At 43.6% G+C, this 16,086-nt stretch carries 10 protein-coding genes; 6 read left to right on the top strand and 4 right to left on the bottom strand.

The window, feature by feature from the left end:
* Window positions 1-25: 25 nt before the first annotated feature.
* Both hemH and hrcA read right to left on the bottom strand, forming a co-directional pair.
* Window positions 26-1,132 carry a ferrochelatase gene (gene hemH / locus ICN28_RS07270; RefSeq protein ID WP_216287425.1) on the bottom strand — a complete coding sequence of 369 codons (1,107 nt, stop codon included), beginning with the start codon at window positions 1,130-1,132 and terminating at the stop codon, window positions 26-28.
* A 97-nt stretch (window positions 1,133-1,229) separates the two neighbouring features.
* On the bottom strand, window positions 1,230-2,255 hold the full coding sequence (hrcA, locus tag ICN28_RS07265) for a heat-inducible transcriptional repressor HrcA (protein WP_216288183.1): 1,026 nt from the start codon (window positions 2,253-2,255) through the stop codon (window positions 1,230-1,232).
* 43 nt (window positions 2,256-2,298) lie between these two features.
* Between hrcA and ICN28_RS07260 the strand changes: the two genes are divergently transcribed.
* Both ICN28_RS07260 and recN read left to right on the top strand, forming a co-directional pair.
* Window positions 2,299-3,204, top strand: coding sequence for an NAD kinase (locus ICN28_RS07260; RefSeq protein ID WP_216287424.1), 906 nt, complete (start codon window positions 2,299-2,301; stop codon window positions 3,202-3,204).
* Between the two features lie 2 nt (window positions 3,205-3,206).
* Window positions 3,207-4,874: a DNA repair protein RecN gene (gene recN / locus ICN28_RS07255; RefSeq protein ID WP_216287423.1), complete on the top strand. Its 1,668-nt coding sequence runs from the start codon at window positions 3,207-3,209 to the stop codon at window positions 4,872-4,874.
* Here the strand turns inward: recN and glnE are convergent.
* Window positions 4,863-7,658 (bottom strand): bifunctional [glutamate--ammonia ligase]-adenylyl-L-tyrosine phosphorylase/[glutamate--ammonia-ligase] adenylyltransferase, encoded by a 2,796-nt coding sequence (glnE, locus tag ICN28_RS07250; protein ID WP_216287422.1) that lies wholly within the window; start codon window positions 7,656-7,658, stop codon window positions 4,863-4,865. The genes recN and glnE overlap by 12 nt on opposite strands.
* A gap of 52 nt (window positions 7,659-7,710) precedes the next feature.
* Between glnE and ICN28_RS07245 the strand changes: the two genes are divergently transcribed.
* The 4 genes from ICN28_RS07245 (at window position 7,711) to ICN28_RS07230 (ending at window position 15,421) form a co-directional block, all read left to right on the top strand.
* Window positions 7,711-11,781, top strand: a complete 4,071-nt coding sequence (locus ICN28_RS07245; protein WP_216287421.1) for a YhdP family protein — start codon at window positions 7,711-7,713, stop codon at window positions 11,779-11,781.
* A 9-nt stretch (window positions 11,782-11,790) separates the two neighbouring features.
* Complete coding sequence (locus ICN28_RS07240) at window positions 11,791-12,612, top strand: carbon-nitrogen hydrolase family protein (RefSeq protein ID WP_216287420.1); 822 nt, start codon at window positions 11,791-11,793, stop codon at window positions 12,610-12,612.
* Between the two features lie 7 nt (window positions 12,613-12,619).
* A complete protein-coding gene (gene tldD, locus ICN28_RS07235) occupies window positions 12,620-14,101 on the top strand; it encodes a metalloprotease TldD (protein ID WP_216287419.1) in 1,482 nt (493 codons plus the stop codon).
* Between the two features lie 195 nt (window positions 14,102-14,296).
* A complete protein-coding gene (locus ICN28_RS07230; protein ID WP_216287418.1) occupies window positions 14,297-15,421 on the top strand; it encodes a 3-deoxy-7-phosphoheptulonate synthase in 1,125 nt (374 codons plus the stop codon).
* A gap of 48 nt (window positions 15,422-15,469) precedes the next feature.
* Here the strand turns inward: ICN28_RS07230 and ICN28_RS07225 are convergent, their stop codons facing one another.
* Window positions 15,470-16,036 carry a cob(I)yrinic acid a,c-diamide adenosyltransferase gene (locus ICN28_RS07225; protein WP_216287416.1) on the bottom strand — a complete coding sequence of 189 codons (567 nt, stop codon included), beginning with the start codon at window positions 16,034-16,036 and terminating at the stop codon, window positions 15,470-15,472.
* Window positions 16,037-16,086 lie beyond the last annotated feature (50 nt).

The raw sequence follows: 16,086 nt of genomic DNA, 5'->3' as shown, positions 1-16,086 counted from the left end.
AGTCACTTTTGCGACTAGCTACCTCTTAGTTTGATGTGCTAGCCAATAAATCAGCCGCTCTCTTTTGGCTCAAGGCCAAACTTTCAGCAGATTCATTGCTCAAAGGCCAAGAACCTAAATGCTCCATGGCTATTTGAGTTAAACCAGTCACCCAAGGTTGGGCATCATTTAAACAGGGAATGTAGTTGTATTCTTGACCGCCAGCATGCATGAAATCTTCTTGAACTTCCATGGCAATTTCCTCAAGAGTTTCCAAGCAGTCCGCTGGAAAACCAGGACAAAAAATATCCAATCGGCGAGTCTTCTTCTCTCCCAGTAATTTGACGGTAGGAGCTGTATAAGGTTTTAACCATTCTGCTTTACCAAAACGAGACTGAAAAGTGACCATTGCCTCATCAGCACTCAAACCAAGAGCCTCACGCAAAAGGCGCCCCGTCTTATGGCACTCACAATGGTAAGGGTCACCCTTGTCCAGAGTTCGCTTAGGTACACCATGAAATGAGAAAAGTAATTTATCACCAGCTGCAAAATCAGGGCGACCACGTTGAACCCATGATGCCTCCACTTGTTGCTTGAGTGCTTGGATATAAGCAGGATGATCATGGTAGTGCTTCACAATCCGCAACTCAGGCTGATTGCGCCATGAGCCCAGTATTCTGAAAATCTCATCAAAAGTTGATGCAGTCGTTGTTGCAGAATATTGCGGGTACAAAGGTAAAACCAAAAGACGCTCCATACCTGCATCTTTCATGCGCTCAAGCACAGACTCCAAACTAGGGTTGCCATAACGCATCGCCATTTCAACCATCACCTCATGACCCTGTGCTTCAAGAGACTTCTTAAGCGCGTCGGCTTGTTTTTTTGAATAGATCAATAGAGGCGAACCTGATGGCTGACCATCCTTGCCATGAAGCCAAATGCTGGCATATTTTTTTGCAGATGCACCTGATCGAATCGGCAAAATAATGAGGTTCAAAATGCACCACCAAATGATCTTCGGAATTTCAACAACCCGAGGATCCGATAAAAATTGCTTCAAGTAAGGCTTAACAGCTTTTGCTGTTGGTGCATCAGGCGTACCTAAATTAACCACCAAAATAGCAGTGCGTTGCGCTGGGCGTTGAATAGCCATGATTTGTCTCTCAATACTCTTTAGTTATTTTTGTTAATTTTTGATAATACTTGTTACGTAAAAATTTATTTATTTTGCTTGTCGATTTTTTGCTGATTTATTTTTTATAGATACCGCTGCTTAAAGCACCTGAGAGCAGTTTGGCCGTGATATCAACAATTGGGATCACGCGCTCATAGGCCATACGAGTTGGGCCTATCACGCCCAAGGTACCTACAATGCGCCCATCAACGCTATACGGAGCAGTGATGACAGCCATATCTTCCATTGGAACTAGCGCACTCTCACCACCAATAAAAACTTGAATACCTTCAGCTCTTGAGGACACATCCAATAATTGAAGTAAGCCGGTTTTTTCTTCAAACATGCCAAATAACTGCTTGAGCTTCACCATATCAGAAGAGAGATCGCCCACATTTAATAATCGGCGCTCTCCAGAAATGACCATCCCTGACTCTGCATCCGCATTTTCAGCACCCGCCTTAAGAGCCGCTTCCATCAAGGAGGCAATGCCTGCTCGCAAGCCCTCTAACTCATGACGAAGCCGCTCTTTCACTTCAAAAAAGCTAAGGCCCGCAAATTGACTATTTAAATAATTAGCAGCCTCCACCAACTCAGAAGAGTTGTAATCACGATCCGTTAGGATGATTCGATTCTGTACGTCACCGTCTGGGGTTACCAAAATCAACAAAATACGCTTTTCCGATAACCTCAAAAATTCGATTTGTTTGAATAACTCGGAGCGTCTTGGCGTTAGTACAACACCCGCAAAATTGGATAAATTGGATAAAACCTGGGCAGCAGCTGTGACGACACGTTGAGGTGCATCCGCCTGAATAGCATCCTGCGCCTCATGAGCCATCACCTCTTCAATAGGCTTGACCGTCAACATGGTGTCAACGAATAAGCGGTATCCCTTGGGCGTTGGCACCCTGCCTGCCGAGGTATGAGGACTAGCAACAAACCCCATATCCTCTAAGTCGGCCATAACGTTACGAATGGTGGCTGCAGACAAGTCTAAGCCCGAGAACTTTGAGAGCGCACGTGATCCAACCGGCTGACCATCCGCAATATAGTGCTCAATCAAAGTTTTTAAGAGGCTTTTTGAACGTTCATCCATGATTTAGTAATTGTAGGGCTATTAGGGCTATGGTTTAATCAACAACATGTCAAATCTTAAGACAAATCACGCAGAATGCCACTTTAAAAAAATAGCCTTGGTTGGCAAATACCAGGCTGAAGGGTTTGCGCACATGCTCAGCGAGCTAGCAAAGACCCTTAAATCATTGGGCTGCGAGGTTTACCTAGAGTCTGAAACAGCTGAAAACTCTGCCTTAACCAACCTCCAAAGCATCAAAACCTCTGATTTTCAAGGGCAAATTGACTTGGTGATTGTTTTAGGAGGCGATGGCACCATGCTCGGTGTTGCCCGCCAAATTGCCGGGATGGATGTGCCACTGATTGGTATCAATATGGGCACCTTAGGCTACATGACTGATATTCCCCTAAAAGATGTGCAATCTGTCTTGGGAGAAATGCTCAATGGTCACTTTACAGAGGATATTCGGCACTTACTAGAAGCTCAAGTATTAAGAGGTCAAAAAGCTATCGGTAACGGCTTGGCTTTAAACGATGTGGTGGTAAATCGTTCTGGCATTTCAGGCATGCTTGAATTAACGGTGCGCGTTAATGATCAATTCATGTACAACCAACGATCTGATGGTTTGATCGTGGCGACCCCAACAGGCTCCACAGCCTATGCCATGTCTGCTGGTGGACCTATTTTGCACCCCTCAGTCGCTGGCGTTGTACTCGCACCTATCGCACCTCACTCACTATCTAATCGCCCGATTGTTTTGCCAAACGACAGCACTATTTTTATTGAATTAATTGGCGGAAAGGATGTGAGCGTTAACTTTGACATGCAAGCATTAACGCACCTACAAATTGGCGACAAAATAAAGATTAGCCGCTCACAAAAAACAGTCACCCTACTTCATCCCATTGATCATAGTGAATACAAGGCACTAAGACAGAAGCTTCATTGGAATGAATATCCTTCATCGTTTTAAATATGCTTAGAAGTCTTAATATCCGTGACTTTGTCATTGTTGACACGCTTGATATTGATCTTGAGCAGGGTTTCACCGTGCTCACTGGTGAAACAGGTGCCGGAAAATCCATCCTATTGGATGCACTCGCACTTGTACTTGGTGAACGAGCAGATGCGAGCCAAATTAGAGAAGGTAAAACCAAAGCAGAAATTTCTGCCATTTTTTCTCTAAGCGAGTCGCTCCAAAAAATCATTAATCAATGGCTAGATGAACAGGGCTTCTCATCCGAGGATGATGGTGCCACCCTCATTCTTAAAAGAATCATTGAGACATCCGGTAGAAGCCGCGCCTTTATTAATGGCAGCGCTGCAACCCTTAACCAAGCAAAAGAGTTAGGTAGTTACCTCGTTGATATTCATGGGCAACACGCACACCAACTGCTTCTTAAGACAGGTGCGCAACGCGACCTATTGGATAACCAAGCCAAGCTTTGGCCGATGGTGGCAGAAGTTAAAAAACTTTATCAAAATTGGCAAGGCGCCAAAAAACAATTAGAGCTAGCTATTCATGCCGGCGAGAACTTACAGAAAGAGCATGAGCGCTTATCTTGGCAACTCGAAGAACTTGATAACTTGTCTCCCAAGGTTGGCGAATGGGCTGAAGTTGAAGCCGAGCACTCTCGCTTAGCGAATGCGTCCAGATTAATAGAAGGTTCTCAGAAAGCGCTTCACCTGATTCAAGAGCAAGAAGGTCATGCGGAGGAACTACTTTCTAAAGCATTCAATGAATTAACTGATCTAGCAAAACTGGACGCTCATTTAGATGACGCCAAAATTGCTATCGAATCAGCTCAAATCCAATTGACAGAAGCCAGTCACAGCCTGAATCGTTACCTTCAGAAAATTGATGTAGACCCTGATCGTCTTAAAGAAATCGAGGAGCGCTTAAAAGAGCTTCACAATGCCTCTAAAAAATTCAAGTGCCTCCCAGAGGATCTTCCTCAGGTTTGGGAAGATATCCAAGAAAAAGTAACAGCCATTAAAGATTCTCAAGACTTGGCAACGCTAGAGGCAAATCTTAAAACTACAGAAACCCATTACCGCAAAGAAGCCAAAGTATTGAGCCAAGCCCGCGCCAAAGCATCCAAGATTCTTGAGAAAGCGGTCACGGATGCCATGCAAGACTTATCCATGGCGGGTGGCGTATTTAGTATCCAGATAGATGAGTTAGCGGATGGAAGTCCCCACGGCTTAGAGCAAATTGAATTTCTCGTAGCGGGTCATCCGGGTGTCACGCCCAAACCTTTGTCCAAAGTTGCATCAGGCGGTGAACTCGCTCGTATCAGCCTTGCCATTAGCGTGATTACTTCAGAAGCTAGCCAAATACCTACTTTGATTTTTGATGAGGTAGATTCAGGCATCGGTGGTGCAGTCGCAGAGACTGTGGGCAAGCGTATGAAAGAGCTGGGGCAAGCCCATCAAGTCTTATGTGTCACGCATTTAGCTCAAGTTGCTGCTCAAGGTCACCAACATTGGAAAGTATCGAAGCACAGCGCATCCAATCAAACTGTTTCTCAAATTACTAGCCTGAATAGACAAGAACGAGTTGAAGAAATAGCAAGAATGTTGGGGGGTGCCGAAATTACTGAAACCACCCGCCGTCACGCACGAGAACTTCTAGGCGCTTAAGACTTTTTGCCAAAGCTTGGTGACAGCCTCTCTTGAAGACAATAGAGCCATATCCATATCATCTGGGTTAATTCTCGTCTTGTCAGCCCCATCCAAGCGGATGCGATGCTGATGTTCGCGATACACCCGATAAGCTTGCGCCACCTCTTGAGCCTCACCTTGCTGAATCAAACCTTCATCAGCTGCAATACCTAATAATGCGATATTGCCAAGATTACCCAAAAGATTTTTATGCTGATAGCTAAACCGCAACACCAAATATTGCACAATAAACTCAATATCAACCATGCCACCACTGTCATGTTTGATGTCAAACTGACCGGAATCATTGGGATGACCTTCGCTAACTTTTTTCCGCATGGAAATAATTTCTTGCTTTAGCTCTTGCTCTTCCCTCTGCTGAGATAACACTGTTGCTCGTATTTCCTCAAACTGCTGACCAATCTTTATATCACCCGCACAAAATCGTGCCCTTGTTAGAGCTTGATGCTCCCATAACCAAGCTGCATTATCCCCCTCACGAAGCTGATAACGTTTGAATGAATCGATACTGGTAACCAATAGGCCAGCAGCACCATTAGGCCTTAAACGCGTATCGATTTCAAACAGGACACCCGCTGAAGTGGCAGTGGTTAACCAAGCAATGAGGCGCCTAGCAAACATGGCATATCGCTCAGTTGCACCCTGATCAGAATCCGGAGCATCATGGAGAAAAACAATATCCAGATCCGAGGCGTAACCTAGCTCTTTGCCACCTAGCTTGCCGTAGGCAATCACGGCAAAGGCCGGGGGAACCAAAGAGTTGAGATCGTATTTTTTAGCAATGATCGGCCAAACCCTTTCTAAAGTCAGACTCAAAATTAGATCTGCCAAGGCAGATAAACGATCACTGACTCTTTCAATCGGCAAAGGCTGCTCACGACCAATCCCCAACTCTGCCAGCAATGTGAGGAATGTCTCTGTGTGATGCACCTGCCTCAAAATATCCATCGATAACTCAGATGGATCACCGTGCTCCGCAGCATCATCGAGCAAAATATTTGTCTCAGCTCTTAATTTTGTCCAGTAAATCGCCGGGTGATCTTCCGGAGAATATTGACCAGGCCCCGTTAATAAATCATCTAGCAAGTGCGGATGCTTAATTAAGTAATCAGAACCCCACTTTGAAGCAGATATCAATGCGATCAGATGATCCAAAATATGAGGGTACTCTGATAGCAAGGCCAAGTAGGATGAGCGCCTAGAAATTGAATCCAAAAGGTTCATCATTCTCACCATCACTGCATCAGATTTTTCAATACTCCATTGACGCTTTTGAATATGGCTCGAAGAATTTGCCATTAGTTGAATGAATCTTCGTCTTGATGTATCACTCAACAATCGTTGACGAGCGCTGCCACACCAAGCCTCCCACATTTCCAACAATAAAGGGTAATTGCTTGGAGGTGACCAAGTGGCCACTAACTCATCTTCACTCTCAGTTTCTGCACTGTGCTTTTTCAAAACGAATGCATTACCAAATAAATTGGCAACATTGGTCCGATGATTGGCTAAAGTCGCTCTGAAATCTTCTAGACTGTGATGCCCCATTGATAAAGCAATACGCTCTTGCGATGAATCATCTGCCGGCAAGTGATGCGTTTGAGCATCTTCCCAATACTGCAAACGGTGTTCCAACTTTCTTAAATACAAATAAGCATCTGTTAAAGAACTGAGATCAGCTGATGAAATCAATTGCCTGTCATGAACCGCCACAAGAACCTCCAGGGTTGGTCTGATGCGTAAGCCAGGATCTTGACCACCACGAACCAACTGGAACATTTGAGCCATAAATTCAATTTCTCTAATTCCACCACGCCCCAACTTAATATCCGCAGCTCTTTCTGGGTAAGATAAGGTTCTTTTTTCCGCCTCTTGCTGTATTTGAGCGTGAAGCTGGCGAATCGCTGCGATCACGCCAAAATCTAAATATCGTCGATACACAAAAGGCTTAACTAAGTCATGCAAACCTTTTTGAAATCTTGCGTGAGCTGGAGAATCCTCCGACGGGGAAATCATCCGCCCTTTGATCCAAGCATAACGCTCCCACTCACGGCCTTGAACGCTAAAGTACTCCTCTAACATCGCCAAACTACATACCAACGGACCCGAATCCCCATTGGGCCTCAAACGCATATCAACGCGGAAGACAAATCCTTCTGGCTTAACTTCACTCAATAAAGCGATAAATTTTTTACCAAGGCGTTCATACCACTCATGATTAGAAATACTTTTAATTCCACCCTGGGTATCGCCATCTTCTTCATAGAGAAAGACCAGATCAATATCCGACGAGACGTTCAGTTCTCGACCACCTAACTTACCCATTCCAACAACCATTAAAGGTAAATATTGACCGCTAGCATCTAGAGGCTCACCTACTAGCGCTCTCATATCTTGACGAAGTGCTTCCAAACCTATTTCAGTGACTTTTTCAGCAAATAGAGTCATAGCTTGGGTCACTTCCGGCACATCAGCATCGTGACTAAGGTCTCGCAAAGCCAGCAACAGCATTAACTGCTGCCTAGCCAACCTAAGTTGCGCACCCAAGAGCGTTAAATCAAGCGTTGGAGCACTCAGCATCTGAGCGCTTGGGCCAAGAATTCTGTCGATTTCAGCTGAATCTACAGGGCTAGAGCCTGAATCTAAGAGCTGGCCTATCCATTGGGGTTGAGCATTAATCCAGCGAGTGGCGTAGGCGGAATTCTCTAAAAGAACTGAAATTTTCTTATTATTTAAGGTCATAGGTATCATGTTATCGCTATCAATACCCCTTCGGCTACAGCATAATTACAAAATGTCATGGTTATTCATCTCCACCACACTAGATAAGCTTCGCCAACTTCGAGTTAGCGAAGAAAAACGGTCTATTTGGAAAAAAAGACTTCTTTGGTTACTGGCCTTATCTAGCCTAGGAGTTATCTTCACTCACTTAATCGTTCGATTCTATTTCTGGCCTTTAGTTGAAAAGAATAAATCTGAATTTGAAAAAGTATTAAGTCAAAATCTTGGTGCAGAACTCAGAATTGAAGAGATTAAGACCGATTGGGAGTTTTTATGGCCCGCCTTCAAAATCAAAAATATTACGATTCATAGATCTCAACAATCTAACGAACCGCCACTACTAAGCATTCCTGAAATTACCGGCAATTTATCTTGGGAATCCTTATGGGAACTACAGCCTCATTTTCATGATCTCAAATTTGAAAACGCTCGCATTCATGCCAAGCGTGATATTCATGGCGATTGGGATATAGCAGGAATCAAGCTAGCAAAGAATTCAGCTGGATTTAAAGCCGGCAACTGGATCTTTGATCAAGATAGCATGCAAGCAAATAATGCAGAAATTGTTTGGCTAGACCAACAAAATCAGTCCACTGAACATCATATTCAAATTGATAGTCTTAATCTAAAAAATACCTGGTTCAAGCACCAGATTAGCTTGGTACTGCGAACCCCTTGGAACGAGGGCGTTGCAAAAGTTGATGCCCAGTTCAGACATAATTTATTGGGTGACGCTGGAAACTGGAGAGATTGGAATGGTTCCATTGACTGGTCCGCTCTCAATTTAGATCTCAGGAAAATTAACGCCACAATTGGCAGCGATATAAAAATTGTTGACGGCTTTCTAAATAGTGCCGGTAAAACTTACCTTAGCAGCGGCATGCTCGATGGTGGAACAACAGATCTTCAATTTAAGAATTTGCACTTCGAATGGGCTCGAATTGGGCAGCCCTTAAAAATAATGAGTCTAGAAGCTCAAATTGTGCAAGAAACATACGGCAATAAAATCTCAATGACTGCCCCCAAATTAAATTGGCAGATCGACTCCAAATCCGAAAAACAAGAACTAAACGATATAAGTTTTTACTGGAAAGCTGCGCCTAATATTAATTTAGTTTCACAGGCTGGCATCAAAGCACCAAGCATCAATATTGAACTCGTAGAACAGTTAGCCAAACAGTTTCCATTACCAAAAGATATTCAACAGTTCATTAATGACTATCAACCCACAGGTCATCTTGAAAATTTAGACGCTAATTGGCACGCAGAAGCTAGCCGTCTTCCATTCAGAATATCAATACCTGGGTTTAATGAATCCAACTACAAGGTTTCATTTGACTTTAACCACTTATTTTTAAAACCCGTTAACACCAACAATTTAGGGCTATCCAACTTCTCAGGAAAAATATTTGCCACAGAGCTTGGTGGAGAGGTAAGCATCAATAACGAAAAGAGCTCTGCGGTATTGCCACAAATTCTTGAGAATGATCAACTGGACTTCAATAAAGCAACAGGTGTTATCAAATGGGTTAAAAATGATGACGCTTGGGACTATGCTCTGAAAAACATAGCCATTGAAAATGATGACGTCTCACTTCAGTTTGATGCTGCATATCAACCCCGAACAAAAAATCGGCAAGAATATCTCAGCATCAACGGCAATATTGAGAGCGCCAAAGTATTTAACCTGACTCGCTATTTCCCCGCAGCCATGTCCAAAGATGCTCGCGACTACATTCGCGGAGCACTCAAGTCGGGCTTCGTTAAAAATGGAACACTCAAGATCAGCGGGCAACCTCAACACATTCCTTTTAGCGCAAATCACCCAGGCACATTCAATCTCAACCTTCCAGTTGTCGATGTGGAATTTCATCCAGCATCAGCCAGCATTTTTGGCCAAGGCCAATGGTCTCCATTCTCCAAAGTTAACGGCATAGTTAAGCTACAAGGGCCTCAGCTCAACGTGGATTTCAATGAAGCTTTATTTGAGAGCGTTCAACTCAGCAATGTCCATGGCAAGGTATTAGATGTAACAAGTAAAAATGCCCTTTTAGAAATTAATGGGCATGCTGCAGGTCACAGCCAAGATTTACTTAATTACTACCTCCTTAGCCCATCAGGTCAAAACTTAAAGAGCTCTTTTGACGGAATATCAATTTCAGGTCAATCTAATTTAAAGATTGATATCGCCTTACCACTTGCAAACACTAATAAGACAACCATCAAAGGTGAGCTAAACCTACAAAACAATATCGTTAATTTAGATAAAAAATTAGATATCACCCATATCACTGGCGACATACTTTTTTCTGAAGAAAATATTAGCTCTAGGAATTTAAAAGCAAAAGCATTGGGCGGTGAAATTCTTATCAGCAATGCTAGTAGCCTACCTTGGTCGGAACAACCTCTAATGAAAGTTAAAGGTAGCGTCCAAGTTGATCAACTGCTAACAGCATTGACGCCCCAAGATACCAACAACTCAATAAAGACTATTTATAACCAGGTTAACGGCCCAATTGTATTCGACGGCGACCTCCTGATATCTTCAAGTGGTTACAAACTCAACTTGGGCTTACAGCTCAAACAATTTAGCTCAGCTCTACCTGCACCATTTAACAAGAAAACTGGCGCTACTCTTAATGGCAATTTTTATTTAAGCAATATTAATAAAGATTCAAATTCAAAGCATATTGGCGCCATTAAAATTGGCAAATTAATTGAAGCCCCTTTTGACATAGATACAAACAATAATTTGCGCGCCAACCTTGGCGTCAACACTGTAGGGAAAATTCCTGAGTCAGGGATGTCAGCCAATATCAAACTTGATCAATTAGATATCGATGAATGGGATAAATGGGTCACCAAATATTTACCTAGCAATACCTCTTCTAAGAAAAATAAATCAGCTGCTCCAGTTTTAAGGTCATTGACTGCAGACTTGAAAAAAGTTCAGCTCTCTAAAAAAGAATTTAATAACGTTAACCTAACAGCCAGCTACATTAATAATCTATGGCAAGGTCAAATTGATTCCCCTTTTGCGACAGGTCTGCTGACCTGGCAAGCAGCCCAGCCTGACATACCTTACGGCAAGTTAACAGCTCGCTTAAGGAAGTTAACTTTTGAAAAAAATCCCAGCACTGAACCTGGTAAAAAAACTATTAATAGCCGGGCCGAAAGGATTCCAGCCATGGATATTACGGCTGAAAATTTAACCTACAACAACCATGACTATGGCGCACTGCAGCTGATTGCAAAAAATAATAGGAGCGACTGGTTAATTGAGAAATTAAGTCTTAAAAATGAAAATGCCTCTGTTCTTGCATCGGGTCGCTGGCAACTGCCCCAAGAGGGCAAGAACGCTGGAAATACCTTCATCAATTTTGATCTGGATATTGATGATGGTGGCAAGCTGTTAGATAAGCTCGGCTTTCCAAAAACAATTGACAGCGGCTCTGGTAAGTTAGTTGGTAATCTCAACTGGGAAGGCGCCCCACATCAATTTGATGTTCAGTCCCTTCAAGCAGACATCTCACTTGACCTTGCCAAAGGAACTATTCTTCAAGTTGATCCAGGAGTTGCTCGTCTTTTAGGGGTTCTTAGTTATCAAGGGTTAACACGTTTGGCAACACTCGATATTGGCGGAGTTCTAAAACCAATGGTGACACAAGGTACGCCTTTTGATCGAATAACCTCACAAGGCAAGGTGCTCAACGGCATCGCGAATATCAAAGATCTCAGCATTAAGGGGCCTCAGGGAAATGTTCGTTTAACAGGCAACGCCAATTTAGTTAATGAAACCCAAGATATGCGTATTACTGTGGTTCCGAACCTCAATGCAGGTTCAGCCTCCGTGGCTTACACCTTTGTTAACCCCATCATTGGTCTAAGCACCCTCATTGGACAATATTTGATTGCTGACGAGGTCAGCAAGTTATTTCAATTAGATTACCTTGTTCAAGGTACTTGGGCAGCCCCTCAAGTGATTCCTCTTGACAACAAAGGTCGCCCTCTCGATGCGAATGCCCTTAAAGAGATTCGGGATAAATCATTACTACGACAACAACAAAACCCGAATAAGAAATAGAATAAGGGCATGACGCCTAATCAATTGAAAGTTGCCAGCATCCAAATGGTATCCGCTCCTTCTGTGGATACCAATTTAGCTAGCGCAAAAAAACTTATTGAAGAAGCCCAATCACTTGGAGCTGAACTTGTCGTTTTGCCTGAGTATTTTTGCCTCATGGGTCATCATGAATCCGACAAAAATCTCATTAAAGAAGAGTTTGAGCAAGGGCCTATTCAAACTCAACTGAGCTCGATTGCCCAACTTAACAATATTTACTTGGTGGCAGGAACTATTCCACTAAGAGCCCAGGATGAAACCAAAGTAAGAAACACCACGCTGGTGTTTGCACCTGACGGAAAAATTATTTCCAGATACGACAAAATTCACTTATTTGGATTTAAAAAAGGTGAAGAAGAATACCAAGAATCACGGACCATTGAAGCAGGGCAAGTGCCGCAATCCTTTGTCATCCATAAAAATGGTGTTGATTGGAAATTTGGTCTATCCATTTGCTATGACATTCGCTTCCCAGAGCTCTACCGCTCAATAGGCGCAGTGGACTGCCACATCATCCCAGCAGCCTTCACTCACACAACAGGTAAAGCCCACTGGGAAGTATTGCTGAGAGCCCGCGCCATTGAAAATCAATGCTATGTTCTAGCTAGCGCCCAAGGCGGGCAACATGAAAATGGTCGCTCCACTTGGGGGCAGAGTATGCTCATAGATCCTTGGGGTGAAATTCAATCCCAGATAGCTCAAGAGCAAGGGGTAGTTATGGGCACACTAGATAAAAATATGACGCAAAAAATTCGAACTCAATTACCTGCTCTTTTGCACCGTACTTTATAAGAACCCTATGAATACACATTTAGCTTTAGAAAACGCCATCAACCTCAGCAGGGCCGACTCACTTAAGATCGCTAAAGATATTTTGTTGGCTCCGGCAGGTATTTCTGAAAATGACCTACAAAAAACGTTGGCATTAATGCATACACATCACTTAGATGATGCTGATCTTTACTTTCAAAGAACTTATAACGAATCATGGAGCCTAGAAGAAGGTATTGTTAAATCTGGCACTTTCAGCATTGACCAAGGTGTTGGGGTTAGAGCTGTCAGCCATGACAAAACAGCATTTGCTTACTCTGATGAAATTAGTGCTGCAGCTCTCAAAAAAGCAGCTGAAGCAACTCGAGTGATTGGCGCAGGAAATAATAAAACGTACATTAGCCCAGCATGGTCCAATCCCAAAACACACGCTCTTTATCAATCAGCGAACCCTCTTGATAGTTTGAATGCAAAAGCAAAAATTGCTCTTTTAGAAGATATTGAAAGAAAAGCCAAAGCCAAAGACCCTCGCATCGTACAAGTGATGGCAGGCCTTGCAGCGGAACACGATGTTGTTTTAGTAGCAAGAGCTAATGGCGTTTTAGCAGCTGACATCAGACCTTTGGTGCGCGTTTCAATCACCGTTATTGCCGAGCAAAATGGTCGACGTGAAGTAGGTTCATCGGGTGGTGGCGGCCGTTTTGATTATCACTTTTTTGTTCAAGAGAAAATTGATCATTGGATTGATGAGGCGGTTAGATCTGCCTTAGTCAATCTTGATTCACGACCAGCTCCCGCAGGATCGATGACAGTCGTTCTTGGTCCCGGTTGGCCAGGTGTTCTTTTGCATGAAGCCATAGGTCACGGTCTTGAAGGAGACTTTAATCGTAAAGGATCATCTGCCTTTACCGGAAAGATTGGGCAAAGAGTTGCGGCTAAAGGCGTTACTGTTGTTGACGATGGCACAATCGCCGGTCGACGTGGCTCATTATCCATTGATGATGAAGGCAATCCAACTCAATGCACAACCCTCATTGAGGATGGCATCTTAAAGGGCTACATTCAGGATAGCTTAAATGCTCGCCTCATGAATATGCCAGTCACCGGTAATGCTAGACGTGAAAGCTATGCCTCCCTACCCATGCCAAGAATGACCAACACCTATATGCTCAACGGAAGTGATGATCCTGAAGAAATTATCGGCAGCATTAAAAAAGGTCTTTACGCCGTCAATTTTGGTGGAGGTCAAGTTGATATCACCAGCGGTAAGTTTGTGTTCTCAGCCAGCGAAGCCTACTGGGTGGAAAACGGCAAAATTCAATACCCAGTTAAAGGCGCAACAATCATTGGCAACGGTCCTGAATCACTGAAAGATATCAGCATGATCGGAAATGACATGAATTTAGATAGCGGCATTGGGGTTTGCGGCAAAGACGGTCAAAGCGTTCCAGTAGGGGTTGGTCAACCCACCCTCAGAATCAACAATATGACCGTTGGGGGCACAGCTTAATTCAGCGTCACAAAACTGTGCTACATTAGCTACATGTCTGCAAATAAATCCTATTTCTTTTACTTTTGGTTCTCAGCCCAAGGCGGTCGAGAGGCAGAAATTCAAGCATAAGTTTCCTGCACTCAAATTAACCGCCGACGATAACGGCGGTTTTTTTTTACATATTTAAGTATCTAGCAATAAGGAGTTAATGAAATGATTGATAAAGCACTCAGTAACAGAGACAGTTGGTATGCAAGTGTCGATAAGACATCAGAAACAGATGATGCGCGCATACAAAACATCACGGTTCTTCCACCGCCAGAGCACCTCATTCGTTTCTTTCCCATCCAAGGTACGGCTGTTGAGACTTTAATTGGTCAAACTCGTCAAAAGATTCGCGACATCATGCACGGTAAAGATGATCGACTCTTGGTCATCATTGGACCTTGTTCAATTCACGACCCAAAAGCGGCACTAGAGTACGCTCACAAATTACTAGCTCTTAGAGAGCAATATGCGGACGATCTTGAAATCGTTATGCGCGTTTATTTTGAGAAACCTCGCACAACCGTTGGTTGGAAGGGTCTCATCAATGATCCGTACCTTGATGAAAGCTATCGTATTGATGAAGGCTTGCGTATGGCACGCCACCTCTTAATAGAAATCAACCGGATGGGCATGCCCGCAGGTAGTGAATTCCTAGATGTCATCTCCCCGCAATACATTGGAGACTTGATTTCTTGGGGCGCGATTGGTGCCAGAACAACAGAAAGCCAAATTCATCGTGAGCTTGCATCAGGCATTTCAGCGCCGATTGGATTTAAAAACGGCACCGACGGCAATATTAAGATTGCAACAGACGCTATCCAATCCGCTAGCAGACCGCACCACTTTTTATCTGTTCACAAAAATGGCCAGGTTGCCATCGTTGAAACAAAAGGCAACAGTGATTGTCACGTTATTTTGCGCGGCGGCAAAACAACTAACTATGATGCGGAAAGCGTTGCTAAAGCATGTGCAGAGCTTGAAGCATCCAAGTTACCAGGCTCTTTGATGGTGGATTGCTCTCACGCTAACTCTAGCAAGCAACATGAACGCCAAATTGAAGTTGCCAAAGATATTGCTGGTCAACTATCGACAGGTTCAAAACAAATTTTTGGCGTCATGGTTGAAAGCCACATCAATGGTGGGGCTCAAAAGTTCACTCCGGGTAAAGATGATCCTCGCGCATTGAAATATGCAACGAGCATCACTGATGCGTGTATCGGTTGGGACGACTCATTGAACACTTTAGAAATTTTAGCCAATGGCGTCAGACAACGTCGCAACAAAAAGTAATATCTAAAGATCGTTACCTTTGGTAACAGCCAAATAAAAAAAGACCCCTTACTTGGGGTCTTTTTTATGGCGCCAAAGAGTATCTGATTCGCCTGCCTCTTTATTGAGAACTCTTGCTAAAACGAACAATAAATCAGATAGGCGATTGACATACTGCCTTGGCGTGTCATGAATCGCTTCATGACGCCCTAACTTCACAATGGATCGCTCAGCACGTCGACACACTGTTCTGCACACATGAGCTTGCGCTGCTGCACGAGTGCCCCCAGGCAAAATAAATTCGGCTAAACGAGGTAAGGTTGCGTTGTACTTATTCAACCAGGTATCTAACTGAAGTACCTGCTCCTCTTTAAGTAAGGTGTAATTAGGAATACATAATTCCCCACCCAGATCAAATAAATCATGTTGAACTTGCGAAAAGAGGTCTTTTAGCTCTGCAGCCACACTCTCGGGTAAACCCTCGGTGATTAAAACACCTATTTCAGAGTTCAGTTCATCGACGTCCCCCATCGCACAAATGCGCAAATGGTCTTTATCTACGCGCTGCCCATCACCTAAACCAGTGGTTCCAGTATCACCCGTACGAGTCGCAATTTGAGTCAATCTATTAGCCATATACCTCATTATATGGAAATGGATAGAATAGCGTTAAACCACTAGAAATA

This window comes from Polynucleobacter sp. 30F-ANTBAC (genome assembly GCF_018882385.1).
In the GTDB taxonomy this organism is placed as follows: domain Bacteria; phylum Pseudomonadota; class Gammaproteobacteria; order Burkholderiales; family Burkholderiaceae; genus Polynucleobacter.
The sequence above is the reverse complement of the archived record's forward strand: the minus strand, read 5'-3'. Positions and strand labels throughout refer to the sequence as shown.